The 25,667-nt window shown below is 60.7% G+C and carries 32 protein-coding genes; 21 read left to right on the plus strand and 11 right to left on the minus strand.

Annotated features, from left to right (window positions below):
• The first annotated feature begins 406 nt into the window (after positions 1 to 406).
• The 7 genes from LXE91_RS40080 to LXE91_RS40110 all read left to right on the plus strand — a co-directional run bounded on the left by LXE91_RS40080 (position 407) and on the right by LXE91_RS40110 (position 6,874).
• The gene (locus tag LXE91_RS40080; protein WP_046543787.1) at positions 407 to 2,473 is read left to right on the plus strand and encodes a DNA cytosine methyltransferase; all 2,067 of its coding nucleotides are present in this window, start codon (positions 407 to 409) and stop codon (positions 2,471 to 2,473) included.
• A 13-nt stretch (positions 2,474 to 2,486) separates the two neighbouring features.
• Positions 2,487 to 3,266, plus strand: a complete 780-nt coding sequence (locus LXE91_RS40085) for a hypothetical protein (RefSeq protein ID WP_046543788.1) — start codon at positions 2,487 to 2,489, stop codon at positions 3,264 to 3,266.
• A 251-nt stretch (positions 3,267 to 3,517) separates the two neighbouring features.
• Entirely contained in the window at positions 3,518 to 3,835 is a 318-nt protein-coding gene (locus LXE91_RS40090) for a hypothetical protein (protein WP_046543789.1), read from the plus strand.
• Positions 3,836 to 4,159: 324 nt separating this feature from the next.
• The gene (locus tag LXE91_RS40095; RefSeq protein ID WP_046543790.1) at positions 4,160 to 4,615 is read left to right on the plus strand and encodes a DUF7682 family zinc-binding protein; all 456 of its coding nucleotides are present in this window, start codon (positions 4,160 to 4,162) and stop codon (positions 4,613 to 4,615) included.
• Positions 4,616 to 4,894: 279 nt separating this feature from the next.
• Complete coding sequence (locus LXE91_RS40100; protein WP_077230919.1) at positions 4,895 to 5,293, plus strand: hypothetical protein; 399 nt, start codon at positions 4,895 to 4,897, stop codon at positions 5,291 to 5,293.
• 634 nt (positions 5,294 to 5,927) lie between these two features.
• Positions 5,928 to 6,281: a hypothetical protein gene (locus tag LXE91_RS40105; RefSeq protein ID WP_046543793.1), complete on the plus strand. Its 354-nt coding sequence runs from the start codon at positions 5,928 to 5,930 to the stop codon at positions 6,279 to 6,281.
• 200 nt (positions 6,282 to 6,481) lie between these two features.
• Positions 6,482 to 6,874 carry a hypothetical protein gene (locus LXE91_RS40110; protein ID WP_046543794.1) on the plus strand — a complete coding sequence of 131 codons (393 nt, stop codon included), beginning with the start codon at positions 6,482 to 6,484 and terminating at the stop codon, positions 6,872 to 6,874.
• Between the two features lie 219 nt (positions 6,875 to 7,093).
• On the opposite strand, the gene LXE91_RS40115 is transcribed toward LXE91_RS40110, so the two are convergent.
• A complete protein-coding gene (locus LXE91_RS40115; protein WP_143274583.1) occupies positions 7,094 to 7,363 on the minus strand; it encodes a hypothetical protein in 270 nt (89 codons plus the stop codon).
• A 3-nt stretch (positions 7,364 to 7,366) separates the two neighbouring features.
• The gene (locus tag LXE91_RS40120) at positions 7,367 to 7,504 is read right to left on the minus strand and encodes a hypothetical protein (RefSeq protein WP_006400880.1); all 138 of its coding nucleotides are present in this window, start codon (positions 7,502 to 7,504) and stop codon (positions 7,367 to 7,369) included.
• Positions 7,505 to 7,552: 48 nt separating this feature from the next.
• Between LXE91_RS40120 and istA the strand changes: the two genes are divergently transcribed.
• From istA to LXE91_RS40135, 3 genes are all read left to right on the plus strand, one after another.
• On the plus strand, positions 7,553 to 9,103 hold the full coding sequence (istA, locus tag LXE91_RS40125) for an IS21-like element ISBmu3 family transposase (protein ID WP_012213865.1): 1,551 nt from the start codon (positions 7,553 to 7,555) through the stop codon (positions 9,101 to 9,103).
• Positions 9,104 to 9,118: 15 nt separating this feature from the next.
• Complete coding sequence (gene istB, locus LXE91_RS40130) at positions 9,119 to 9,868, plus strand: IS21-like element ISBmu3 family helper ATPase IstB (protein WP_009687279.1); 750 nt, start codon at positions 9,119 to 9,121, stop codon at positions 9,866 to 9,868.
• Between the two features lie 101 nt (positions 9,869 to 9,969).
• Positions 9,970 to 10,494 carry a hypothetical protein gene (locus tag LXE91_RS40135; RefSeq protein ID WP_046543795.1) on the plus strand — a complete coding sequence of 175 codons (525 nt, stop codon included), beginning with the start codon at positions 9,970 to 9,972 and terminating at the stop codon, positions 10,492 to 10,494.
• Between the two features lie 71 nt (positions 10,495 to 10,565).
• Here the strand turns inward: LXE91_RS40135 and LXE91_RS40140 are convergent, their stop codons facing one another.
• The 7 genes from LXE91_RS40140 to LXE91_RS40170 form a co-directional block, all read right to left on the minus strand.
• A complete protein-coding gene (locus LXE91_RS40140; RefSeq protein WP_046543796.1) occupies positions 10,566 to 12,131 on the minus strand; it encodes a hypothetical protein in 1,566 nt (521 codons plus the stop codon).
• 28 nt (positions 12,132 to 12,159) lie between these two features.
• The gene (locus tag LXE91_RS40145) at positions 12,160 to 12,474 is read right to left on the minus strand and encodes a hypothetical protein (protein ID WP_046543797.1); all 315 of its coding nucleotides are present in this window, start codon (positions 12,472 to 12,474) and stop codon (positions 12,160 to 12,162) included.
• Positions 12,475 to 12,490: 16 nt separating this feature from the next.
• Positions 12,491 to 12,649 (minus strand): hypothetical protein, encoded by a 159-nt coding sequence (locus tag LXE91_RS40150; protein WP_158077524.1) that lies wholly within the window; start codon positions 12,647 to 12,649, stop codon positions 12,491 to 12,493.
• Between the two features lie 75 nt (positions 12,650 to 12,724).
• Positions 12,725 to 12,961 (minus strand): hypothetical protein, encoded by a 237-nt coding sequence (locus tag LXE91_RS40155; RefSeq protein WP_046543798.1) that lies wholly within the window; start codon positions 12,959 to 12,961, stop codon positions 12,725 to 12,727.
• Positions 12,948 to 13,178 (minus strand): hypothetical protein, encoded by a 231-nt coding sequence (locus LXE91_RS40160; RefSeq protein ID WP_135370885.1) that lies wholly within the window; start codon positions 13,176 to 13,178, stop codon positions 12,948 to 12,950. The genes LXE91_RS40155 and LXE91_RS40160 overlap by 14 nt, the downstream gene beginning before the upstream one ends.
• A gap of 74 nt (positions 13,179 to 13,252) precedes the next feature.
• Positions 13,253 to 13,408, minus strand: coding sequence for a hypothetical protein (locus LXE91_RS40165; RefSeq protein WP_158077525.1), 156 nt, complete (start codon positions 13,406 to 13,408; stop codon positions 13,253 to 13,255).
• Between the two features lie 136 nt (positions 13,409 to 13,544).
• Entirely contained in the window at positions 13,545 to 14,252 is a 708-nt protein-coding gene (locus LXE91_RS40170; protein WP_135370886.1) for a hypothetical protein, read from the minus strand.
• A gap of 380 nt (positions 14,253 to 14,632) precedes the next feature.
• Between LXE91_RS40170 and LXE91_RS40175 the strand changes: the two genes are divergently transcribed.
• The 11 genes from LXE91_RS40175 (at position 14,633) to LXE91_RS40225 (ending at position 23,009) form a co-directional block, all read left to right on the plus strand.
• A complete protein-coding gene (locus LXE91_RS40175; protein WP_135370887.1) occupies positions 14,633 to 15,280 on the plus strand; it encodes a hypothetical protein in 648 nt (215 codons plus the stop codon).
• Between the two features lie 26 nt (positions 15,281 to 15,306).
• Entirely contained in the window at positions 15,307 to 15,798 is a 492-nt protein-coding gene (locus tag LXE91_RS40180) for a hypothetical protein (RefSeq protein ID WP_046543801.1), read from the plus strand.
• A gap of 99 nt (positions 15,799 to 15,897) precedes the next feature.
• Positions 15,898 to 16,164, plus strand: a complete 267-nt coding sequence (locus LXE91_RS40185; RefSeq protein WP_069301979.1) for a hypothetical protein — start codon at positions 15,898 to 15,900, stop codon at positions 16,162 to 16,164.
• A 323-nt stretch (positions 16,165 to 16,487) separates the two neighbouring features.
• On the plus strand, positions 16,488 to 16,784 hold the full coding sequence (locus tag LXE91_RS40190) for a hypothetical protein (protein ID WP_046543803.1): 297 nt from the start codon (positions 16,488 to 16,490) through the stop codon (positions 16,782 to 16,784).
• A 468-nt stretch (positions 16,785 to 17,252) separates the two neighbouring features.
• Positions 17,253 to 17,912, plus strand: coding sequence for a hypothetical protein (locus tag LXE91_RS40195; protein ID WP_069301978.1), 660 nt, complete (start codon positions 17,253 to 17,255; stop codon positions 17,910 to 17,912).
• Between the two features lie 157 nt (positions 17,913 to 18,069).
• A complete protein-coding gene (locus tag LXE91_RS40200) occupies positions 18,070 to 19,011 on the plus strand; it encodes a hypothetical protein (RefSeq protein WP_046543805.1) in 942 nt (313 codons plus the stop codon).
• Positions 19,008 to 19,922 carry a hypothetical protein gene (locus tag LXE91_RS40205; RefSeq protein WP_046543806.1) on the plus strand — a complete coding sequence of 305 codons (915 nt, stop codon included), beginning with the start codon at positions 19,008 to 19,010 and terminating at the stop codon, positions 19,920 to 19,922. The genes LXE91_RS40200 and LXE91_RS40205 overlap by 4 nt, the downstream gene beginning before the upstream one ends.
• A 285-nt stretch (positions 19,923 to 20,207) precedes the next feature.
• Complete coding sequence (locus tag LXE91_RS40210) at positions 20,208 to 20,690, plus strand: hypothetical protein (RefSeq protein WP_046543807.1); 483 nt, start codon at positions 20,208 to 20,210, stop codon at positions 20,688 to 20,690.
• A gap of 42 nt (positions 20,691 to 20,732) precedes the next feature.
• Positions 20,733 to 21,086: a hypothetical protein gene (locus tag LXE91_RS40215; RefSeq protein WP_046543808.1), complete on the plus strand. Its 354-nt coding sequence runs from the start codon at positions 20,733 to 20,735 to the stop codon at positions 21,084 to 21,086.
• A gap of 109 nt (positions 21,087 to 21,195) precedes the next feature.
• Positions 21,196 to 21,516 (plus strand): H-NS histone family protein, encoded by a 321-nt coding sequence (locus tag LXE91_RS40220; protein WP_046543809.1) that lies wholly within the window; start codon positions 21,196 to 21,198, stop codon positions 21,514 to 21,516.
• 284 nt (positions 21,517 to 21,800) lie between these two features.
• Complete coding sequence (locus LXE91_RS40225; protein WP_046543810.1) at positions 21,801 to 23,009, plus strand: phospholipase D family protein; 1,209 nt, start codon at positions 21,801 to 21,803, stop codon at positions 23,007 to 23,009.
• Between the two features lie 211 nt (positions 23,010 to 23,220).
• On the opposite strand, the gene LXE91_RS40230 is transcribed toward LXE91_RS40225, so the two are convergent.
• Both LXE91_RS40230 and LXE91_RS40235 read right to left on the minus strand, forming a co-directional pair.
• The gene (locus LXE91_RS40230) at positions 23,221 to 24,066 is read right to left on the minus strand and encodes a GSU2403 family nucleotidyltransferase fold protein (protein ID WP_046543811.1); all 846 of its coding nucleotides are present in this window, start codon (positions 24,064 to 24,066) and stop codon (positions 23,221 to 23,223) included.
• Positions 24,063 to 25,223: a radical SAM protein gene (locus LXE91_RS40235; protein WP_046543812.1), complete on the minus strand. Its 1,161-nt coding sequence runs from the start codon at positions 25,221 to 25,223 to the stop codon at positions 24,063 to 24,065. The genes LXE91_RS40230 and LXE91_RS40235 overlap by 4 nt, the downstream gene beginning before the upstream one ends.
• Between the last annotated feature and the right edge of the window lie 444 nt (positions 25,224 to 25,667).

The raw sequence follows: 25,667 nt of genomic DNA on the forward strand, positions 1-25,667 counted from the left end.
GGCTCCAGTACTCGCTAGCAAGTTGGGCTTCGCTCGGGGACTCAGCGATCAGCGCCCCGAGGACAAAGGACCCGAACCGCCCGATAGCCTGCTCCTGGCGCCCTCTCGGGCGGCGGCGCGTGTACTGGCCTCGGTACCGCCTGATCAACTCAAGCTACCACGCATAGATCCCTTCGCCGCCGCGATTTCCGTCCGGTGGGCGAGTCAATTTGCGTTCATCGCCCCGTCCGTATCCTGGAAGTTCACCCCCTTTCCGGAGATCCCCATGCACGCTTCCACCAGCCATAACGAGGCCAATCTGCCGCTCTTCGACGGCGACACGCTGCGTGGACCTTCCAAAGGTCGTCAGGTGCGTCGACATGCAACTCGGGCCGCCTCCTGTGGCAAGGCAGGGCCACAGGTCCGGATGAAACACGATCTGCTAACACGCGCTCTTGACCTTGGCAGTGAGCTCATAGTCGACAACTTCGCCGGCGGCGGCGGCACGTCGACGGGACTCGAGGCCGCATTCGGTCGGCCCGTCGACATCGCGATCAATCACGACCCGGAAGCGCTGGCAATGCATGCGCTTAACCACCCGTACACGAAACATCTGTGCGAGTCCGTCTGGGACGTCGATCCAATCAAGGTAACAGGGAATCGCCCCGTCGGCCTAGTCTGGCTCAGTCCCGATTGCAAGCACTTCAGCAAAGCCAAGGGAGGCACCCCGGTCGCCAAGCACATTCGCGGACTTGCGTGGGTTGGGTTAAGATGGGTAGCCTTGACAAAACCTCGAGTTTTGATGTTGGAAAACGTTGAGGAGTTCCAACAATTGGGACCACTAATTATTATGCCGGACGGCACTAGCCGACCGGACCCGAAGCGAAAGGGAAAAACTTTCGAAAGTTTCGTGCGTCAGTTGCGTCAGCACGGCTACACGGTCGACTGGCGCGAGCTGCGTGCTTGCGACAACGGCGCCCCGACGATCCGCAAGCGCTTGTTCCTTGTGGCGCGGCGCGACGGATTGCCGATCGTCTTTCCCGAGCCGACTCACGGCGAGCCGACGTCGCGTGAAGTCCTCGCTGGCATGCTCGCACCATACCGCACTGCCGCTGAATGCATCGACTTCAGCGTGCAGTCCAACAGTATCTTTGGCCGCAAGAAGCCGTTGGTGACGAACACCGAGCGCCGCGTCGCCAAAGGCATGTGGAAACATGTCCTCGCAAATGCGTCGCCGTTTATCGTGCCGACGGAACAGGGGAACGACGGTGATCTCTCAACCATGGCCACGCCGTTCGTTACCGAGCATGCGAATGCCAGCAATCAGCGAACGATGCGTGCGGATGAGCCGCTGCGGACCATCTGTGCAGAGGTAAAGGGCGGCCACTTCTCTGTAGTAGCGCCCACCCTCGTGCAACTGCGCGGAACTAGCGAGGCGCACCTCGGCGCGCGTAGTGTCGAGCAGCCCGTCTCGACAGTGACCGCGAGCGGCACCCATCACGCCCTGGCCAGTGCCCATCTGATCACGGTTGGCTATGGCGAGCGGGAAGGCCAGGAGCCTCGCACCCAGTCGATCGAGCAGCCCCTCGGGACGGCGGTCGCCGGCGGCGTGAAGCAGGCGATCGTCGCAGCGCATATCACGAAGTTCCGCACTGGAAGCTCGGGCGCCGCGATGAACGAGCCGATGCCCACCGTGACAGCGAACAGCTTCCAAAAGCGGCCTGGAGGCGCCGCCCCGCTCGGCATGGTTGCAGCGCACCTTATGCACGTCACCCACCACGGTGATCGACCGGGTACTACGCCTGCAATGCCGCTTCCGACGATCACCGGTGCGAATCGAGGCGAGCAGGCCCTTTCGGCGGCATTCTTCGAGCAAGCAAATGGTGGATTCTGGGAGGATAACGATGGTCGGTCGGCGGACGCGCCGCTGTCGACGATCGCATCGAAGGGAGCGAACCAACGGCTCGTTACTGCGTACCTTGTGAAGTACTACAGCTCGGGCGGCCAATGGCAAGATCTCGGCGAGCCGATGCATACCCTTCCGACCAAGGGACGAATGGGGCTCGTCCAGGCTACGCAAGTTTCCGCGGATTGCCTCTCGCCCGAGCACCGCGAAAACGCTCGGCTGTGCGCCGAGTTGCTCCGCGCGCACTTGCCTGATGAGTTCCCTGAGCCCGCCGAAATGATAATGATGTTCCACTCGGGTTCGTGGTGGGTCCTCGTTGACATAACTCTTAGAATGCTTAGGGCTCCTGAATTATATAGGGCTCAATCGTTTCCGAAGGACTACATTATTCATGAGATACCAGATCCGAAGCTTCTTTTCAAGGACGGTGTCCAAGTGCCTGGTGATCCCCGTCTGCTTCCGCGCGTTCCGTTGACCGCAACCGCGCAAATTCGGATGTGCGGTAACAGCGTTTCCCCGGTGCAGGCCGAAGCACTGATCCGGGCAAACTTCGCCCATGAGAAGCAACTCGCGTACGCTGCGGCGTAACCTAGGAGCAAAAATGACGATCGTCAACAATGGCAGCATTCAGGTTCTGAAGGACGAGCTAACGCGGCTGCTTGACAGCTGGACAGCTACGATGAACGAGGAGCAGGCAAAATGCCGCGTCGACTCTGTCGGCATCGCCGCCGGAATCGGTGGATGCATTCACGGTCTCCGTGTCGTTCTCCGCGCCCTATCCGTCCAACACCACGACGACGGTCCGGCCGGCGGGGCACTTGAATGCCTAACGGACGTCGTCAGCCACCACCCCAACATCGTCGCAGGCTTCGCCGCTCAGCGACTTGCAGCCGAGGCGGCAAAAGACAACGACACCTTCGCCTACTGGAATCACGAGATCAACGTCGCGGACAGTATGAAGTCACAGGCCGAGCGAGCACTGGCATCGATTCCGCAGCCGGGAGCCACTACTGGCAGCCAGCCGGCGGCATGGTTTGTCGACGGTCTCACCAGTACCAACGAGCGCGCCCCAAGTGTATGGATCCGCCGAGAGAACGCTGAGGCGGCCGCGTCCGCACTCTACAAGGCCTCCATCGAACCGCTCGTGCGGCGTGCCGCTCGTTCCGAGCGGATCGGTAAGTTGCCCGCAGATCTGATTCAACGGTGCTGCGAACTTGTAGAGCTGTCCGAGACTGCCAGGTCTCCTCAGGTCGCCCTGCGCGCCCTAGCGGCAACGTACAGCCTCGAAATCTCTGCACATGACAGACGAAACATGGCGGTTTCGCAAACTCACACCGAGGCGATGCGAGCGCTGATCGAGGCCAACTCAAGTGTGAAGTAGTCTGGGTGGTCATTGCCAGGGTGCCGAACGACGCGTTCGTCGCCCGTCTGCAGTCACTTTCGGCGGACTTGCATCGCCGGCCGCATGCGTTACTTTTTACCTAGCCCGGCCGTTATGCGCGTCTTTGATCGGGCGGGCCCACTGCAGCGAAGACCCACCGCATAATGTCGGTCGGGCCGCTCGCCGGCCGTCAAACGATAAACGATCCGACAAACGGATCACGAGTGCGCAGAGGGCGCAGGAGCATCAACATGAAGCATTCGACCCACATCACCATCCGTGTCGCGCGGCCCCTGGATTGCACCGGCCTCACCGCCGAGCGTGTCGCCCAAGACTTTCTCGCGACGCATGCCACCCGCAGCTGGACCTACGACGTCGCCGATGAGTGGATTTCCGTCGGCGAGCGCCGGCCGACGAAGGAAGACGCCGATGCGCACGGGAACGTGCAGGCCTGGAACGCGGAAGGCTACGGCGCGATCGTCGGCTTCGACTACGTCTCCCCGAGCTTCTCTGAGTACACCCATTGGAAAGCGATGCCCGCCGGCCCTACGGGGCAGGACGCCTGCTGACCTCTGAGCCACGCGTGCGCCCGGGCCGGCGACGCGCCCGGCGGCGCGGGATTGTTCGGACCGCCTACCCTGTACCGGGAACTCCCTCCGGTGCCGAGGGACACGATCTCGTGGGCATCTCGGATTGAAGGAATCACCCAAACCTGCCGATATTCCGACTAACCGAATTGACGTGGAACACCAGATGCTTACCCAAACGATCCCGCCCGCCCTCGCCGCCGAAATCGCCCCCCTGATACTCGGGCTCATGATGCTACTTCGGCCGGCTCTGCCTCCTGAGTTCGCGACCGTAGCGATACGCGCGTCCAACTCGGAGGCCCGGCGATGAAGCGGCTTTTCGCATGCGGTCATAAGGGGCAGGGCAAGTTCTGTCACCGTTGCTCTAACGAGGAGAAGGCCGTCCTCGCCGCGCAGGCCGCGGCCGAGCAGCGAGATGCGCAGAAAGCCGCATCCGCAGCCCCACCGCGCCGCCGGAAGGAACGCCCGGAAAAGGATCCAAGCGAGTTGGAGCGATTGCGCGCGTTGAAGCTCGCAGCAGATCGCGCCGAGATCGACCTTAGCGCGGCTGAATCCCTCCCAGCTGTCATGGAGCGCGCGCTGCATGTGTTGTCCGAGCTCAAGGCCGGAGCCCACCCTCAGTCGCTCGGCGGCAAGAAGCTTGCAACTCGTAGAGGATACTTTTCAGTGCCGGTCGGACTGTGTCACCGAATTTTCGTCGAGGCGACGTCGCTTCGCCCGACTCAGTTCGTCACCCACGAAACCTACAATAGGTTCGTATAACCATGCGGACGATCCAGTACGTCGACCTGTTGGGTGATACCGTGACCGAGCACGTCAGCGAGGCCCGACGGAAGCCCACCGAGCCGAAGGGATTCGCAGGGCAACCCGGCCGTGGACCAGCCGGCGAAACGTGTGCGAGCTGCCGACACAAGCGCTCGACCGGCGGCGCGACAGCCCGCAGATACTGGAAGTGTGCCGTCATCGAACAGCACTGGACCGGGGGACCCGGAACGGACATTCGCATGCGCTCGCCCGCATGCCAGTTTTGGGAGCAGCCACATGGCGAAGCGCAGTAACGCCGGTCAGCCACTCACTCTGAGCCAGGCCCTTTCCCGATTGCAACAGATTGCCGCGCGGTCGCGGCACGATCCTTTACTTGGCGTGCCTTTCGATCCTGGTCACGTCACCGTCGGTCCGGCCCCCGTGCGCCGCGTCACCTTGATTGGCCCGGGTATTGACTGGGACCGCCAAACCCTCTTCCTGTACCCCGATCAGCCTCTCGCTGCCCCGACTGAGGATCTCGCTCGGCTCCGCAGGGAACTAGGTGCAGCCCTCGAGGCGATCGGGTTGATTGGTATAGCGCTGCGGTCCTCGCTCACACCCGAGGCGCGTCTAAAGACCGTGGAAAGTCACTTCAATGCGTTCACGACTCGAGAGCGCAGCGGTGGTGAGCGTTAAGAAGAGGGAAGACATTGAAAACACTTCGATTGATGCTTGCGGCATATCTGCCTATGCCGCACGAACTGACCCAAGCAATTGAGTCGGGCGCGGTAAGCGCAATCTGCGGCAAGTACGGCGAGACGGTCTATTTCATCGCACCGACGTGCACGCAGAAGGACTCTATACGGCGCGCGATTGCAAAGCGAAATACGTGGGAGTTAGGGGCTTTTTGCGCTTTCGGGGCGGCGATCGGATCTGCCCTCGCTGGGGTTGCACATTACTTCTCGATTTAACCTGGAAATCTTCGTGGAAAAGCGAGTAAAACCAATCGCATTGCACCCAGCTGTTCTTGTGGCTGCGGTCTTGACGACGGTTGCAATCTCGGCGAGCGTAGGGGCATTCGTCGGATACGGTAGAGGGTACGAACGTGGTGGCTTTGGCGGCCGCCAAGTCGCGACGCGAAACATGGCGTCAGGATTGTCGACTCTCATGACGAGCGGGTTCTCGATTCGAGCGACGGATGGCGTGGACAAGCGCTACGTCCTAAAGCCCGTAGAAGCTCAGACGAACTGATCAAGGCGGACAGGCCTGGTCGCGGCTGCTCTCGCGGTCTGTACAGGCCTCGACCACTGAAACTGTAGGAGTGTTGGACATGAAGATGGGCATTGTTCCCGGGTGGCTGCTAGCTGCTGTCATCGCAAACGCGATCGGCGAATTTCCTCTCGATCTATGCGCCGCCGGCGCTGCGATCGGCATCGGGCTGTCTGTGGCGGCGTTCACTCGTAGCTCAACAGATCTCTCCGCTGCCACACTTCCGGTCATCATTTTGCTGATGCGGTATGTTGTGCTGCCGCCGCTGCAAGGCTCGGCGCCGCAAGAGACTGCATGGCTTGAAGAACTGGTGCAACCGCTTGTGTCCGCACCTGGGTTGACCCTGGTTTCTCTCGGTTCGATCCTCGGCTCGTACCTGGCTGGTTTAAGGTATGCGACCACCGGCGAAGGCTAGCGCAGGAATCTCACGTTGCCGCCAAGATTGCCGAAGTCATCGCTTCATATGGGCGTCCACTGTACGTCTATGACCTAGACAAGACGAGGTACGCTGCGAGCCGGGAGCGTGACTTCCACAAGGCACTGAAGGCATGGTGCCACGATCATCAATTCTGTCTGAAACTGCATAGCGCAGGCACCGCTCACCAAGGAAGCCGCATGTCCCGCTCCACTTGCTCCATCGTTGTGTCGTTCATCCTCCCAGTATTCGTTTTACTAGCCGTGTTTCGGATCGGTTACGCGCTCCAGCGCATCGAGACCGCACAGGTCGTGCTGAGAGGTCCGGTGTGCGACATGGCAGGAGCCGAGCCACAAAGAGGCGCCTCGTCGTGCAGTTTCGAGGCATCGCTGGCCGGCAGTCTCTTCGGCGGCTGGTGGATCTCGCCAAAGACGCACCCCAATGTGCAATTCCAGGTCAATGACAGCGAGCTACTGAGCTACGCCTATACGCGAGATGCTTGGCACATGGCCTATTTCGGAATGTACTGGTTGCCGCTGCTGCTTCTGCTGATTCTGCTCCCGCCGGTAGTACGCGCCGTGCGACACCTTTAATGCGCTCCAACTCGGCGGGGCACCAGCCGGTGAGGGGAGCGACGGAAACCGCGTGTTCAACGTCGACCTGGAAGACGACCATGACAGAGAAGCGAGCATGCCTAGGCGGAAAGACGAAGCCCTGCCGGTTCTCCGATCTGGGACACGCACAGGCGTGCCTCAGCTGCGGAACGCGAATTCGCGACGACCTGGTCGATCACCCGTTCTTCGGGTTCGCCACTAGCTGCCCCATGTCCGTGGCGCCTCCTCCTGCCGATGCCCCGTCGTCAGTTTAACGAAGGTCAGCCGTAACGAGCACGCTCTCGCAGGCGTCTTGCCATCTACCAAATTCCAAGGTTTCACCTCGACAATGCTTAAGCGAATTTTTCTTGTTTCGACGATCTGTACAGCGATGTTGCGTATTTCGGCGAGCGTGATCAGCGATTTCGGTTGAACGTGATCAGTGGTTCCGATTGATGGTGATCGGTCGTTTCGGTCGAAGGTGATCACTTATCACCGGTTTCCGAAACGAGCGATCATCTTGCCGAAGCGGGTGATCACGTTCCCGGAATGAGTGATCAGCGAACCGAAACAGCTGATCACGCGACCGAAACGGGATAGCCGTTCCGGCTCGGCGGTGGTGTTGCGCATGTGATCAACGACGGGCGTTAGCCTTGATCCTTTTTAGGGGACAGGTTGATGCCGGCACATCGGATGAGCATGCGCAAACTGAAGGAAGTACTGCGGCTGAAGTGGGCGTGCGGCCTGTCGCACCGCCAGATCAGCCGCGCGATCGGCATCAGCGTCGGCGCCATCTCGGCATACGCCGCCCGCGCGAGCGCGGCGGGCCTCGACTGGGCTACCGTCGAACCGCTCGCCGACGACGAGCTCGAGATCAGGTTGGACCTGCCGGAGGAAACCGCGGTCCCGACCCGCCGGGTCGAACCGGATTACGCGGCGATGCACCGCGACCTGCGCCGCAAGGGCGTGACGCTGCAACTGCTCTGGGAGGAGTACGTCGAGGCTCACCCAGGCCAACGCACCTATCGCTATACGCAGTTCTGCCAGCGGTACAAGGACTGGGCTGCGGCGCTGAAGCGCTCGATGCGCCAGCAACACCGCGCCGGCGAGAAGCTGTTCGCCGACTTCGCCGGGCAAACTGTGCCGATCCTCGGTCGCGACGGCGGCATCGCGTTCAAGGCTCACGTGTTCGTGGCCGTCCTCGGCGCCTCGAACTACACCTATGCATGTGCGACGCGTTCGGAGGCCATGCCCGACTGGATCGGCAGCCTGATCGACGCGTTGGAATTCTACGGCGGTGTCCCCGAGCTGCTGGTGCCCGACAACCCCAAGGCATTGATCGCCAAGGCGGACCGGTACGAACCGGTGCTGGGCAACACCACGCAGGACTTCGTGAACCACTACGCGACCGCCATGTTGCCGGCGCGGCCGCGCAAGCCGCAGGACAAGGCGAAGGTCGAGGTCGGCGTGCAGATCGTCGAGCGCTGGATCCTCGCACGGCTGCGCAACCACCGCTTCTACAGCCTGGCCGAGCTGAACAAGGCGATCGGCAAGCTGATCACCGACCTGAACCGGCGTCCGTTCAAGAAGCTCGACGGCAACCGCCGCGAATGGTTCGAGCGGCTAGACCGCCCGGCGCTGCGCCCGTTGCCGACACGCCGATACGAGATCGCGACCTTCGTGAAGTGCCGCGTCAACATCGACTACCACGTCGAAGTCGATCACCACTATTACAGCGTCCCGCACAGCCTCGTGCGCCAGGAAGTCTATGCCCGCGTGACGCGCCACGGCGTCGAGATCTTGCACCGCGGCAAGCGCGTTGCCGCCCACGCCCGCAGCCGACTCCGGAACAAGCATACGACGTTGCCTGAGCATATGCCGGCGGCGCACCGCGCCCACATGGAATGGACGCCAGGCCGGTTGTTGAACTGGGGCGCCTCGGTCGGTCCCGGTGCCGAGGCGATCGTCAAACATCTGTTGACCAACCGGCCCCATCCCGAGATGGGGTACCGTGCCTGTCTCGGACTGCTGTCGCTCTCGCGCAAGTACGGCAAGGAACGGCTGGAAGCCGCCTGCCAGCGGGCGCTCGTGATCGGCTCACCGACCCGCCGCTCCGTGCTGTCGATCCTCGAATCCGGCCTGGACCGACAGCCGATGCTCCCGATTCCGCCCGCCGAATGGCATTCGCCCGATCACGAGAACGTGCGCGGGCCCGAGTATTACCACTGACCCAAGGAGGTCGCAATGTTGATGCAGCAAACCTTAACCCAGCTCAAGTCCCTGAAGCTCGACGGCATGGCCCGCGCGTTCGAGGAACAAACGGCGTTGACCGCCAGCACCAGCCTGTCGTTCGAAGAGCGCTTCGGCATGGTCGTCGAGCGCGAGCTCGCCTGGCGCGATACCCGGCGGCTCGAACGGCTGCTGAAGTCTGCGAAACTCAAGAATCCCCAGGCCTGCATTGAGGACATCGAATACCGGCAGAGCCGCGGCATCGACAAGAGCGTCGTCGCCGCACTTGCCGGTTGCGACTGGATCCGTAACGCGCAGAACCTCATCCTGACGGGGCCGACCGGCGCAGGCAAGACGTGGATTGCGTGCGCGTTCGGTCAGCAGGCCTGCCGACAAGGCTTCTCCGTGATGTACGTCCGCGTTGCCCGGCTGTTCGAGGAATTGAAGATCGCTCACGGCGACGGCAGCTTCACGCGGCGGCTCGCGCAGCTCGCCAAGATGGACGTCCTGCTGCTCGACGACTGGGGGCTGCAGGATCTCGATCAGGGTGCCCGAAACGATCTGCTCGAAGTGCTCGACGATCGCGTTGGCACGCGCTCCACGATCATTACCAGCCAACTGCCATTGGAACACTGGCACGCTTGGCTTCAGGACCCGACGCTCGCCGACGCGATCCTCGACCGGCTCGTCCATCAGGCCCACAAGCTGCCGTTGAAGGGCGAGTCGATGCGAAAGACCAACGCCAAGCAGTCCTCCGCATCCTGATCGTGATCACCTTCGCTATAATCCATTGACCGCGCAACACCACCTTCCAAACTGATCACGTTCGCCGAAACGCCTGATCACCATCACCGAAATCCGCAGCGATGTCGGCCGCCGCACAGATTCCTCAGACCGCGCTCGACGGCCACCGCCAGGCTCCAAAGCTAACGACCAAGACCGTGAATCCGGATCTGATCCGCGAGGCCTGCATCCAGGCGATTAAGCGGGACGAGAGCGCGTTCAAGCGGATTGACGTGACGCATATCGCCGAAACAACTGACAGCAGCGGTTCCGCGGCAACGTGTTTGGTCGACGCGAGAATATTCGAGGGGTCCGGTGTTGCGGCGACACTCGGTACGATTACGACATCCGCGGCCCAGTTCTCAGTCCGCGTCGACCTTTCGACGGGCGAAGCCAATGTAGCACGCGTCGACGAAGCGGCAGCCCGGGAGGCAGCACAGGTGGCGCTGGCTTCGATGTTCATCGCCATGAAGGCCGTCTCGACGTCCCCGGACAAGGTGACGTATTCGTCAACGATCGCAGGCAAGAAATGCATGGTCGACGTGACCACCCAAGGATCTGGGGAGCCGAAGCGCTGGCTGGTTGGTCGGATTGACTGCAAGCGATAGCGGCAGGGGCGCGGGTCAGTTTCGTCACCGGCACGTCCCGTAGCGGTCGCGTGCAAGTCGTCCGCCACACCTTAGATATCGTTGACCGCGGCGGCCCACTCCGAACGGCTGATCTCGAGGCGCCGGAGAATCTGGCAGGCCAAGAAAGACGGGATCGTGGGATTCGGACCGTAATGGCTGCCCAGTCGAAATGGGTGCGCCCCTGCCCTCAACAGCTTCTTCTCAGATCCTTTGCCTTGCACAACCTCGACGCCGCAGGCCCTGAGGACCTTGAAAAAGCGACTTTGGCGAATCTGCGGCAAGGCGTGCATCGCGATCTGCGCCGCCTCGTTCGCGTCCCAGCTCTCGCTCGATGGTTGGCCGCCCTCCCCCTCTACCCCGCGCACTTCGTCCAGCCAAGCCGCGTAAGTCGCCATCTCACCAGCGTCGATCTGATCCGGCTCGAGCGTGGTCGCATCGAGGTCCGACTCACTGTCCGAACCTGCGGGCGGGAGATGGCGAATCTTCAGATAGTCTTCTACGGCCTTCTCGTGCACTTGCTCAAGCAACCACACAGAGACACTTAGGGCATCGCTTTCGTCGAGCGCGCGATCGAGGGTCAGCCATGGATGCGAGATGACACTGAGCGCCCCGTCTAGACCAATGTTGAACGCGCCTCTAAAGAAATTTGTTTCCAGGCCGCGGCGCAGACTCTCTTCGCTGTCAGAGACGTAGATCGTCCCGACTCCCTGTGACGCAATGAACCGGAACGCGGCCGAACAACCGGTTCCGGGGATCGAGAAGATGTACCTCCAGGATCTCGCTGACCCGCAGAGGCGGGGCCAGGCTTCCAAGAGATCGCCGAGGTACGTGTTGAGCCGCGCCCTGAGATCACCGCGACTTTCAGCAAACCTGTCGCTGCGCAGCACCTTAGCTAGAGGCGCTAACACTACCGCCTTCAGATACGCGGCCGGCTCAACGCCGAATAAGTTCTGAATGCCGCTAAACGCATGAACCTCGCCCTGATTCTTGGTGATCGGCCCGATCAGGCTCGCTCGATGTGCCGGGCTATCATCGAATTTCAACGTGGCGTATCCGGTCTTGATGAAGCAAGCCTCGATCATCAGATAAGCCATGCAATCAATCACACTACCCCAGACTCGCTGATACATCCGGTCTTCGCCGTGGGCAATGCGAGTATCGATGTCTCCGAGAAATGCATCTGATAGGTGCATGTACGCGTCGTAGGGCGAACGTTGAATCTGGCGGCGATATCGATACACCACTTCTGAGATGGCTTCCTCGGTCCATTTGAGGACCCGCTCACGCAAATCGTGAAGCTCGAAGTCGGCAACCATCAGGGCCACCACCTCGGACATGAAAACCCCGACGAACCCGTTGTTCAGCTGCCGTGTCTCCTCAATCAGTGCGTTCCCGCGGTCCCGGAGTTCGAGGCTGAGAAAATCCGTGAGTCCACGCGGCAACGTCATCACCGGCATTTCCTGGATCTTCCAGTCTGCACAGCGGGCGATCGACTGCTGATACCGGTCCAAGGGCGAAACGGGCGCACGGCGAAGCACCTTCGCATCTTCCTCCGCCATCCGCCGTGCAACGATCTTCGTGGGTAGCTGAACGACCGACTCTCTCTGATTCTTCATTTCGTCTCGGGCCTTGGCCTAGGCGCTTTTATGAAGCTGCGCTGTCTGGCAACAGCAACCCTGCTGCCAGTTCCATTGATATGGGTTCTTCGTCGATCCCGCGTGGATTCAATGCGAGATGGTCTGGTGTCGGGAACGGCGGCGCGATCGGTCCGACGAAGAACTCCCCCGGCCACCATGTCTTGCAGACGGCTGGGCCATCCTTGAACACCCGCTGCTCGTCACGTTCGCCTACGAGCACCAGGCTCGGAAGGGGCTCGCCCCTCTTGTAGTACCAGTAGTAGCCATCGGCGAAGGGAATTCCCTCGATTCGCGCGATCTGGTCGACAGGTTGCTTGCTCATTCGATCGGGTCCTTGGTCAGCGACGCGTGTTGACGACTGCCCAATCGCGGAGAATCTGGAGCTTGCCTAACTGGATTCCGTCGCGGCGGCCGAGGATCATCCCAGCACGCAGTCCGACGTACAGTGCGAGGGTGAGTGCAACTCCCGCAGCGACAGAAAAGGTCACTTGATCCATCGATTTCACTTGTCCGTTGTCGTTAAAAGGTGAGACCTCGGTTCGTCGGTCCCAGTGGGAAGCTGCATCTGGCGCCTACTGAAGGCGGGAGTGGAATTTCGCCGCGACAACTGAGAAAGTCACTAAGCCGGCACTGACGACCATCGCGACGGCGTAGTTGTGAAGGCCTTCAAGTGCGCCAATCTGACGCGTCACGATGCCTAGGAGGACCAGCACTGCGACGAGGCCGGCTGTGACGGCAAACGAAAACCAATCACCGAGCTCGCCGACCGCGCCGAGCAGATCAATCCCAATCGCCTTAAGCGCCTTCATGGCTACTTTCCGACGTCGTCCAGCCGGTCGAGAGGATACTGGCCCGTTCAGCATCGCTGAGGCGAAAGGCGTCATACACGCTCATGCCGCGGTTCGTCGGGCCGATCACGATGCTATGACCGGTGTCCGCACCATGAGCTTGGAACTTGAACGGTGCGCTCGACGAGCAAGTATCGACGGTGGGTTGTGCTGCGCCTTGCTTTGTCTCGTTGGTCATAACTGACACTCCGAAGTTGAGCAGATGATCTTTCTATCGTGGCTGCCCCCCAAGCGACCAGGGACTGTACGGTCTTACTTGGTGGGCGGCTCGTAAATCAACGTCGGTCCGACGCGCAATGCAGCCGCGATTGCAGCCCTGTACCCGCTCCCAGTTGAACCAACAAGGATGCGGGTGACGGGATTTCGCAGTTCCTCAGCAATATGTGCCGCGAAGTTCGTTTCCTTCATGTGCGTTACCTCCAGTGTCGGACTACCTGCCGACATGCGGGACGCCTGCGCGTCTGTTGACTGAAAATCGCCGTCGTGATCGTTCCCGCTTCCGACTGCGCCAGCCAGCCATCCATCCATCAAACGAGTGGATCGGTCATTCCGTTCCGGCTTCCAGTTTCTCCTGCAGCTTCTTCTCGTCATCCAGCTTCTTCTGCAAGTCCTCATTGCGCTTGCGCATCTTCAGGACCTGCCGGGCGAACTCTGCTCCGTTTGTGCGAAGCGAAATGGCGGTACCGAACGCCAGGGTCAAGACCGCTCCTGCGACGAAGCCGGCGGTGATGTTGTGCGGGACGAAGTTAAGGGCAGCAGGTGGGTAGATCCGCGCGAGTATCGCTGGGACGCCAAAGCAGGCCATCCCTACGGTGCACCAACCAGCGTCGGTCTTTGCCCTCAGCGCTATCGCCTTTGCCTCTTCGTCGTGCACTTCCGTTAGCTGCTTTATGAGCTTTGGGCGGGGGTCAGCGTAACCAATCACCCCGCCTGCGACTACGGAGAGAAGCGCGAGAAACACACCGTACTGCTCGGGAGAGAGGTTGAATGAATTCGAGACATATCCCGCGAGAAAGCACAAGACTGCCGCAACAATACCCGTGGCAGCAACACCGAGAACGAGCTTCGTGGCTGTCGTTCCTGCCGACAGAGTCGGAATATCCCATATCCGATCTGCTTGGTTTGCACGATCGTTCGACGCGCAGCTTGCTTGAGGTTTCTCACCAGGAGGAACCTTGGTGACCAAGGCCATTTCCGATTCCGCGGCTTTGCCTAAGGAAATTTCCTTTTCGTGTTCAGTGTCAGTACTCATTCACTTCCCCGTGTGAGTTTATGTCAGCATTTAGGTGCTGCAGCCGGATTCTAACGTTCCCTGATTCCATCATTGATTCGCGGCACGCCCCGTTTCTGATCCATATTTGACTCGACAACTAGCACCGTGTCTATATCGACGTGTCCACCGATTCCTTTAAATGCGGCTGATCACCGAATGATCTGCACCGTCGGTAGGTTCGAGACCTGATGGAAAGCCGAACGCCGAAGGAACGGAGCCATCCTGGCGGGCCGGCCATCCGAAACCACAACCGCGGTACCCGTGGGCGCGCTCCTTGACATCCGATCGCGGCAGGTAGCCTAGGAAGACTCTGCCCAATGCAGCGGGCTGCACCTATCTCGCGCTTCCTAGAGGATCTCATGACGTATCTCAACACCAATGGCAGCGACTGGACCGTTGTACGAACGACGGACGGCTGCTGGCGCCGCGTGAATCACATGCTGCAACTGGCGACTGATGGATGGCCGAGCAAAGTGCTCGCCCAAACCAACACAGCTGGCTATAGCGGCGCGGCAGCCGTCCTACCCGCACTGCGGGCGTGTTACAGCCGCCATTTCCCGAGAGACGTGCTCGCGTACACCGATCGAACCCGTCGGGCCGTTCGGGCTTACGGTGCCAACTCGTGCCTCGAGGCGTATCGGCTTTCGCCGATGGAAGGCGCTTCGAGCATTGCACTGGGCCACAACATCGCGAACCTGAACACTACCCGCCAGGTCGACGCAGCGATCTCCGCCGGCGCGGAAATTGCCGACCTCGCCGCCATACGCCTGGCCCTCGGTGACGAGGTCGCGGCGTACCTCCACTGGGATCCCTCCTCGCCCTCAAAGCGCCGGCCTGAGGACGGCGCGTATCGAATCCCTGAGGGCCTTGAACCGAGGACTCGCGTCGAGCTCGTACTTGCGAATGGAGCGACGCACTCTGGCGCGGCAGAGAACTTTGATTGGGGCCGTCAGTATCCTCACCTGCGCCGATCGCAGATCGTATACTTCCGCGTTTCTGCCAAGTGAACAGCGACCCACGATCAGCATCCACCATGCGCACCACCGCCATTCCACGCCAATCCGCGCTACCAATAGGTCCAATCCTCGGCCGCGTTGCACTACCCGACCCCGTCGTGCGTGGCTCAGCGAGGTTGGCGGAGGAGTTCTACGCGGCCGCCGAAGCGACCGAGTTTTGTGGCGACGCCGTCGAAACCTACGCTATTCCCTTATGGGCGCGCACCGGCGGCGCGGTATGGCTGCCGGACCTGGCTTCGCTCGGCTACCGGAAAGCCGAAAGTGGCTTTCGAGGGCGTGAGGAGGTTCTCGTCGCAACTGCTGCCGTAGACGCCCATACCGACGACGAAGGCCTGGTACTTATGATTGTGCTCCACAACGACGGCCTGATGTTCCGCCAAGGCAAGGTCCGTCATGCGCCTCAAGCCGGCGAGTGGTTCCTCTTCGATGACCGGAAGCCACACGGCGTCAAAGAGGCGCCAGGACGTTCAGTCTTCGTCGGTTGGAACATTCCGATCGTTCCGCTCTGAGGTCGAATAGCAGCCGGAATAACTACCATTTTCTAGGTGTTCGCCTCCGGTCGACCGGATACCCTCAAGTCTGTTCGAACACGTCAACTAGGAGATTCAATGAGATATGGTATTGCTGTTGCCATGCTGTTTGTAATTCCGGCCGTCGCATCTGCGGCGACGTACTCCGTCGCCGAGCAATCGGGTCCCACTACCACGACCGCTCGGTTGACCGCAATCGGGCGGACTGGCTGCGTCTATGCGAACGTCCCCATGGCGATGGGCGACATCCTGAACTATCCGGATGGAACCCGTCAGGTCTGCGCAAGCGGGCCGAACGGCCCGCTGATGATCAATGTCACCTCCGAAAAACCAGCGAAGCACTGACCGCGGCTGGCTGTCAAATCCGAAGGGCCTCCGTTGCACTCGAGCCGACGGCCCTTCTGCTTGCGAGCCGAAACTGGCGTTTGCTGTTCGCAGGAGTCGTGATCCCGCCGCGCGACGCGTGCACGGTCGAGAAATACCGGCAGAATGTCGCTGCTCTTGCACGACCGCTCGTTCAGCGAGACTTGCGACTCATCGCCTCCCACCTTGCCGCTCTCCGCGAGTGGGACAGTGAGCTAACCGCAGCCCAGGAGCTCGCAGCATTCAATTCCCCCGCAGCATGCAAGGCGAATCTGAAACGACGACGAACTGATTGAGGAAAGTGCATGGAAATCTTGATGCTGCCGGTGATTGTTTTGGTGCTCTTTGCTATCGGCGCCGGGCGTTGCGCGGTCATTACCGCCCCGATTGCAACTGGGGTTGCGATCTTTCACGACACGCTGTTTGCGACCGTTGACGTGTCCCGATCACCAGGCCACTATCCTTCGCCGTTTGCATTGATCGCCGAGATGCCATGGACTCTCTTCGCGGTTTTGTCCTGGGTGGCCGTGCTGATGTGGATGCTGACCCGAATCATCGGAATCCGAAGCGTGCTCGTCGATGGGTTCTTGTTCAAAGGGTGATTCAATGAAAGGACCTCTCACTGGAAGTCTGTCCGCGGGGGTCACAAATCAGGCTCGGAATGACGCCGATCGTGCTCGGCCGACTACCCACGCGATCGCCCGACACGCGCGATTGCTCGTAAGGGACACTCCGGCCTGAAAACCAGACTGATAACGTTGCTTTTCTTGATTCACTTCTCGCCACATTCACGTAGGTGTCGTGTCACGTGAATAACAAACGTCTGGCGGCTACCCCGACGAGAGGAGGGATCTTGCGCCAACATCGCTGTCGGCTGGATCCCAGCAACCGAGCCCTCCGCAATCACTTCCCTCCCTAGAAACACCCTGTATTTACAACGCTCATTCGTTCGCGGATTCGTACCGGCGAAGCGCTACAGTTTGGCCATCTCCAAGTAGCCAGTTGGCGCATGCGGGCACTCGGAGGCTCACCACCTTCTCCAAACAACCCGCAGCACTAGGAGGCCCTTCTTGAACCCCGTAAAGTTCATCGGCGTGATCCTTATCGCCGCCGCGTCATCCGCCCTGTGCACATCCGCAACCTACGCAGCGACGCCGGCCGTTACCTCCGCACCGGCCATACCGCAGGCAAATCCCGAAACACCGACGTCCGCCCGGGCAGCAGACGACCGCGGTGGCACCTCTATCGTCCTCGAGTTCCGGACTCGTGGCGGTAAAGTAGTCAACCCGTACCAAGTAGGAATGGTTGTAGGCAACGGGCAGCCTGGCGTTGTCCAACGCGAGGTGGAAACAACCTTCGTGAGCGGCATTTGCCGCAAAGACGCGACCGCAGTGACTTATGTCGGATCGGACAGCTGCTCCCAGGATGGCCCGAGACACGGAATTCTCACGACCAGCCTCTTTATCACCGCCACGCCGACGGCCCAACCGGACGGCACGGTATTCGTGAAGCTCCGGATCTCCAAGACGCATCTCGACGCGCTTGTCGACGCCAAAAGCCCTCTCGGGACCGTTCAATTGCCAGTCGTCACCGAGAGCATCCTTACCACCGAGACCATGGTGCGCCCGGGCGAGCCCACCCCCATCGGTGCACTGGAGCCAAGCGGCGAGCATTGGGAGGTAACAGCATCGGTCTCTCCCGAAGTTCACGCCGGAGCCAGTGAGCAGTAGTCCAGTCCAGCGCCCCACCACGAAATTCCTCTGATGCTGGTGGACCGGATACAACGTACCTGACGGCACGCTTCCACAGCCCCGAAACCCACATGGCCAGGCCTGGACTCCTTTCGATCGTCGGCTGATTCATCACTCTTCCTGCCTCTCCGCACCGATGAGCAAGACTGTCGTCATCACCACCTACTTCAATCCCTGCGGATACGCCACACGCCGCCACAACTACGATCTGTTCGTCGAAGGCATGCGGCGCTCGGGCGTCCCCTGTATCACCGTGGAGTGTGCTTTCGGAGATGCACCGTTCGAGCTCCACCCTTCGCTCGACGTGATCCAGATCCGCTCGACGACACTTCTTTGGCAGAAGGAGCGGCTACTCAATCTCGCCGCATCCTGGTTGCCGCCGTCTTGCCGCTTCGTTTGCTGGTTCGACTGCGACATCTTGTTCGACAACTCCAACTGGCTCGCAGACCTTGAGCAGGTTCTGACCGTCCATAAGGTTGCGCAGGTCTGGGAGTCTTGCTTGAGGCTGGAGCAGGGCAACGTCGTCGGCGAGAAGCCGAACATCGCCCACTCGTTCGCCGCGATGATGCGACGCAAGCCGTCTCTTCTCAACGCCGGCCGATACGACGCGCATGGACATACAGGTTACGGATGGGCGATGCGGCGCGAGCTCTTCGACGAGGTTGGCCTGTACGAGACCGCTGTCTCTGGGAGCGCGGATCATTTCATGGCTCACGCGATCTTCGGCGACTACAACTTCTGCATCACGAACGCGCTCAAGCGCGACGAGCGGCAGATTGCGCATCTCAAGGCTTGGGGTGAACGCTTCCATGCGCGTGTTCAGGGGAGCCTCGGCGTCGTGCCTGGGCAGATCCGTCACCTTTGGCACGGCGACGCCGTCGATCGTAGGTACTTCCTCCGCATGCACGATATCACCGACCTCGGCTTCGACCCGTGGACCGATCTGCAGATCGCGCCGGGTGCTCCGCTCGAGTGGGCGCCCGGAATGAGCAAGACAGGCCTCAAGGAGTATTTCGCTGACTACTTCGCTAGCCGGCGGGAAGACGGTACACCCATCACAGTAGGGAGCCCCGCATGAACGACCAGAACACCCAACCCGAATACGGCGGCGCGGCCGACACACTCGCCCAAGCTCGCGAAGCTTTGCAGACACGTCTGGACGGCATCGCGGGTCAGATCTATGACCTGACCGCCCAGCGCAAGTCGTATCTCAGTTCGACCGTCGCGGCCCTTCTCCCCGCCATCTCGGCGGATGTGCTTCGGAACCTTCAATCGACCGTCGCACCGTTTGTCTCGACGTCGGTAGTTGAGGCATTTCATACGCATCGACGGTTCCTCGGTGTCTTCGCCGGCCGGGGCTACAACAGCACACTTCAGCTACTGCAGACGCGGTTGGCCGCCCACCTCGATCAAGTGAAGTACGGCGACCTGCGAAGGATCGACAATGAGCTGTCCGAGCTTGCCGCGCGAAAGAACGAGCTCGACGCGCAAATCCTCAAGGCGCGCGACCTGGAAAGCCTGATGGCTCAGGCTGCAAGGCGCGAAATCTCGGTCCCGCCGTCGGCGGCGGCCGCGATCGCGGACATCGCTCGTGTCGGCCGAACAGGCATGTCGACTGGATCAAGCTTCCAACGAGGATCAGCCAACCATCATTCCGGCGATGCAGCGGCGCGAGGCGGCGCCGCATCGGCATCGTACTCAGACGATTCTGACCTCTGGCTGTACTATCTGACCGACCTGCCTCTCAGTTTTCGGACCCTGGTAATCTCGTCGATCGAGGATCACCGGATCGAGGAAGCCGAGGCGCGGCAGGCTGCTATCGACGCTGCGGCGGCAACCTCCGCAGTTGAGTCTGCCAGCTGGAACCCTGATACGGTATCCTCCGCGGAAGCGTCCCAAATCTGCACTCCGGATTCAGCATCGGCTGACCTGACCAGCGGGACGGTCGACTCGATCGCAACAGACGATCGCCATGGACTATTCTCCTAACGGAGACGTACGCTAGAGCGTTTGGCGGCGCGTTTCGTTTGTTCGGAGCTACGGAAGGGCAACTGATCGTGAAAGTCACTACGGCAAGCACAATCGTGACGGCCTTGGCGCTCGCCGTACTCGGTGGCGGATGGATGTACCTTCACTCTCCCGCACCCGGCCGGCCGTGTCTTTCTGGGCAAGGGGCAAGAGCGGACAATGAGGGCAAGTTGTTCGTGTGCCAGGACGGTGTAACTTGGCAGGAATCCCGCTGAGAACGCACGCCTCGGATACTTAAACCCCGCCATGACGACGACAAGCCAAACCGACAAGAAACTTGAAGCCTCCTGGGCGACGTTTGTGACGCTGTTCGCCAAGCATCCGTTTTTCCGGAAGTCGCAGGCCGTCGACTTCCTCCTGAAAAGCCTCAGTGGTCCGCGTCGCCCGACGCCCGAGCAGCGCACGGTCGCGGCCAAAGCAGCGGACCGTTTTATGGCGGAGGCGAGAAAGGCCGAGAAGCTGGTCAAAGCCGGCCATATTCACTGGCGCTTCGCGGGCGTCCAAAACCAGACGCGCACGTTGATCGACGGCCGTGTCGCGGCCGAGGCGCCGGAGACCCGCAGCCTGATCGTTGAGTCCCGTTGCCCGACAAAGTGGCTATCGGTTGACCTGGAAACTGGGGACGTCTGGCAGGCGGATGAGACTGGACGGTGGAAAAGCGCGACGGCCGAATCGATTGCGGCACTGAAGTTGGTCGTCGACAAGCATTCGGCCCGCAAAGGGAGCTGACGCCGGCACTGTCGGCTGCCCGTCCACATGCCCGGAGCCAGAATGGATAGCCCGACCGCATCCTACCTGACCGACGATCGCGACCTGCCCGAGGAAGAACAGCAACGGCTCGTGATCTTCTTCGGTGGCAACGACGACCTATACGTTCAGGTCGCACCCAAAAACGGCTCGACACTTCACGGCGTGAGACTCTCGACGTCAGGCGGCGCGTCTATGCACTGCCCCGGCCTCGTGCCAGCGCTCGCCGATGCCTATCGAGCGATGAAGGCTGCAGAAGAAGGGGTGAAGCTCGACGGGCTCGCAAGTCGGGAGGAGCTCGACGCAGAGCTTCGCGCTTGGCGGACGCGTTTTCCCGACCTCACCTTCGACGGACTGTCGGAGATCGTCGACGTCTAGCGCCATCCGCCTCGCGCCGGCGCCAGAGGTCGGCCGACCGGCCTAGGGTCCTCTTCTAGACCAAGGTAAAATGCGGTTTCGCCGGACCGCCGGTACCACTACATCGAACATGGCTGATCTCAACACGCTTCGGGCTGATCTAGGACGCGTCAACGAGCTGCTCGCCGACGCACGTGCTCGCGAGATCGCAACAGTCCTCGCTCAATTGAAGGAAGACGTGGCCCTGCTGAAAATCACGGAGAAAGAGATCCGTGTGGCGCTCGGCTACGACAAGGTGAAGACCAAGGGGCCTGCCAAGTACTACGACCCTCAGACGGGGAAAAAATGGTCTGGCAAAGGAAAGCGTCCGAAGTGGCTGGAAGGCAAGCAGCTCGAGGACTATCTGGTCGGCGCCCCCCAGCCCCAGGCGTGGTGGCCTGGCGAAGAGTAAGCCGGCCCATCGACTCCTTACGCGAAAAGGCCCGGACTAGAACAATCAGATTGCGTCAGATGGCCGAACTCCGTTTGGCCTGATGCGGTCAATCCGCGCACCGTGTAGGTCGGCTACGTCAGGACGATCAGGGCTATTCGCCGACTAACTGATCTTGCCCGCAACTGCACCAATTGAGCATAGATCCTGTCGCGCACCGGACGAACGGTTCGCGCGTCTCGGGCGACATCGTCTTCTGTTGAAGTACGCCGCAAAAATCCGTGACATCAACAGGAGCGGAGCAGTTGAAAAGTAAAGTTCAATTGGTGCTCAACGGTGAGCAAACCGGTCACGCTGATGCCTTTCTCGAGTTGATCGGGCGGGCGCGTCACTTGGACTGCATGGTGGCGTTCGCAAAGGGCTCAGCGCTCAAGCTGATCCTCAAGACGTTGGAAAAGTCCCTTCGCCGCGGCATGACAGCCAGGTTTGCCATTGGGCTAAGTTTTCACCTCACGGATCCGGCGTTGCTCCGGACTCTGTTCAGGCTTTCCAAGGCGCACCCCTTAGAGCTATACCTGAGTTACACCGAGGAAACGTTTCATCCTAAGGTCTACGCATTCGCGGACTCGGGTCGATCGACGGTCTTTGTTGGGTCCGCCAATTTGACGGCCGGAGGCCTCTCAACCAACTATGAAGCCTCAGTCCGTGTTGACGATGCAGACGGGACGCTCGTCGACGAGGTAGCGGCGTTCTTTGATGAATTGATTGGCGGCGAAGTTGTCCTGCCTGCGACCAAAGAGAGGATCGACGACTACGCCCGGCAGTTTGCCGTGCAAAGGGCGTGGCGCGACATGGCAAAAAAGCGCGCCGACAAGATCAGTCGCGAAGCGACCCCCGATCTGAGCGTCCTTGCCTACCAGTTAGCGGAGATGAAGCGAGACGACTCCCAAAGTGGCTTCGCTGCGCAGCGGGCTATTCGCGCTCGGTACGTTGCCGAGGCCAAAGCCCGCATTCAAGAGCTAGCCGCCTTGCAACGGCCCCCTGCAAGCACATTTCTTCCTATGTACGAAAGCCTGTATCGACGATTCCACTCGGGTGGTCTGCATAGACAGAAAACCAGAATCACGGCGAAGGCGCCACTCTTTGTGGCCGCCTTGGCAGACATCCTCGGGCGCAGCAAGCCGCCGCCGGCAGAAGCCTTCGAGATACTTCGGCGGCACTTCCTCGGAATCCAGGGTGCCGGCGTGAACCTGCTGACCGAGGTGTTGCATGCGATCGACAATAAACGGTATCCGGTCATGAACCAGAATGCGGTGAACGGCCTTACGACCGCCGGGTTCGTCGGCTACCCTCTGCATCCGGCCAAGGCAGGCGTTGACGGCGAGCTATATACCCGCTTCTGCGAGGATGCCAAGACTGTTCAGCGACAGCTTGGTTTGGCCAACTTCTCGGAACTCGATGCCTTGTTCAACTACATCTACTGGCAGGAAGGCGAGGAAGAAGGGGAATCCTAGCCAGTCACACGTGGCAGACCAGCCCGGTACGCCTGGTATAGAAAGAGACCCTTCTGTGCCGCGGTAGGCCGGAGTAGTCGATGCATTGTGGACACAGGTCGACGAGGCATAGATGACAGCGATCGTCGACTAAGGCCCTTGGTGAGGTGACTGAAAGCCTCAGTCCTGATCCGCGCAGACCGGATGCAGCAGGGGGCAGTGCCCCCTACGCCTACTCTGCCTCGCCAAATAGCTCGTCGAATCCACCGCGACAGAGCCGCAGCATATCTTCCGGATCGATGTCGCGCTCCGGCCCGGCGATTTCAACGGCGGCGCGGATGATGTCGTTGACGTCCGTGAACAGCTCGTCGACGCCGGCTCGAACCGACTTCTGTTGTGCCTCAGTCATCGTGCCCTGCAACTGCTTCCAGATCGGGATCAGCTCGTCCTCGATCGCGTTCCCGAAGTGAAGCATCGCGTCGTGGATGTAGAGCACGTCCTGAGCCCGCTTTTCCGGAATCCGGTCGTCGCGGATCAATACCTTCTGGAGCATGAAACTCACTGGATTCGGGATCTGGAGATCAGGCACGGCCTCGCCTAGGCCCGACTCTTCGCCCGGGATCGTGACCGTCCACGGTTCGTATAGAAGCACCTCGAGGTGGCGCAGCTTCTGGGCCACCACGCCGGCTTTCGCTTCGGTCGCGTCCTTTTCCCACTGCTTCGTCGCCTTGTTGCGCCGCATCGGGCTGCCAGTCAGCGGAGTCAGAAATTCCGCGTAGAAGGCCTTCGCTCCCTCGCCCATGGTGTACCGCATCGCGGGGGGTTTGAAGTCTCCTGCGAAGTTCGGTTCCTCCTTGAACCCGGCCCCTTCGAGCGCAGTCTTGATATCGCCCTCGAGCGCTTCGCGCTCCGCGTAAGCGACGTCCGCGTCTTGCGTGAAAATGGGTTTGTGCTCGGGCTTGTAGGCGCGTGGCTCATACCTATAGAGCCGGAACGCCCATCCCCCGACGAAAACGATCTTGGACCGCCATGGCGCCAAGGTCACCGCGAGGGTACTGAATTCAACTAACTCACTCAATTGCTCTCTCCAACAACGCTTGCAAGAATTCCGTGCTCCAGCTCCTCGGCCTGTTCCACTCCTCGCGAGGGGTGCGAAGAAACGTCGAGCCACGTTTGGATGATGTCTGTCACCCGCACGTTGTCACGAGTGATAGACCCTCGTGCCAAAGATTGAGGGAAGCTAGGCTGCTGCAAAATGAGGTCGGGGCGCTCCCCCTCCTTTGCCCGGCGCAGTTCCTTCGAGTGGACTGCCTCATCCAGGCTGGAAACCCAAACAGCTGGTGGGACACCATGGACGTGGCCGAAACCAAGCAGGTCGGCTGCCGCGAAGAGCCCCATCGCCCCCCCGTGCTTCCTCGCCCATTTCTGCACCTGCGCGTCCCCCCCACCTGGGCGCAGGAACTTCATAGCCACTGCAGATGGCGATCGCTGATACTCAGCCTTCCACCGCTTCGCGAGCTTCCGCCGCTGCACGACCTTGAGATACGGAACGTTATGAAACGGAACGGTCTCGAGGAACCCTTCTTCCCTCAATGCGTTGACCAGACGGGTTGCCGTCATTACGGAGACGAGAGCGACTTGTGCCAGTTCCGTCGCAGACTTGATGAGCGTCGGCATCGTAGAAATCAGACGTTCTGAGTGATGGATATCTACAGCGAGTAGGCACTTGAGCATCCACTGGTTCAGGTCTGAAAAGACCAACCTCGGCTGCTGGGTACTACGGATCCGTCTCGAACGGAGGGACGGCGTAGCCTCATCCTCATCAATCTCAAAGCCTGGGAACTTTACGAACCGACGGCCATCCCCGGAAAGCACGGCGAATGGTTCGCCGTTGCCATACTCATCGTGGAAAGCTGAAAGGCGATCGATTAGCGACGGCGAGAGGCTTCCGGCCCAGATAAGTACTGCCGGCCGGACGTGGTGGTCCCTGGCGTGCTTACGCGCCTCCAGAACGGCCTGAGCGAAGGCCCCAGTCACGTAATCGGCCCGCCCGTTATTGAAGGCTTTCACCACCCCAACATATCGGTGGCCCTGATCGTCGGTCAGGATAAAGTCGGCGGCTTTATCGGCCTCCTCGTCCACCGTCGCTATACCCCATCCATCCGCTTCCTGGAACAATTTGAGGAAAGCCTCAGAAGCGAGGTTGTGTGGTGATTCGTTCGGGCGCAATTCCATAGGTTCTCACTTGTCCGCGTGAAATCACATGCGCACGCAAAATCACTTGAGCAAGTGAAATCACATGCGCATGCGATCTAACATGCACATGTTAGATCTGATGCCCCGAATCCGCAAGATACAGCTGCTTGCGCCCCATTTATCGCCCCGCCGGAACGGCCCTGGGATCCTTGCCCCTGCAGGAGGACGGCTCGACGGCGCTCACCAAGCTATCCTCAAACGGGTGCAGCCCATTGACCGCCCCCCGGATCCGCCTTGGTAGAGCGCCTAGTGCCGTCAAAACAGTCGTTTCGGAGCAGGACTTCGCTCGGGCCACATCCGCGGCCGGCGCCTACCCCACCCCGCCGACCTCGGCAGTCTTGCTGCACAATGCCGGTCTACAGTTCCCGCCCCACGTCTCGGGCGGGTGAGACGCCACGAGCGAGACCACGACAACGTGCGGAT

It is taken from the genome of Burkholderia contaminans, assembly GCF_029633825.1.
GTDB lineage: Bacteria > Pseudomonadota > Gammaproteobacteria > Burkholderiales > Burkholderiaceae > Burkholderia > Burkholderia contaminans.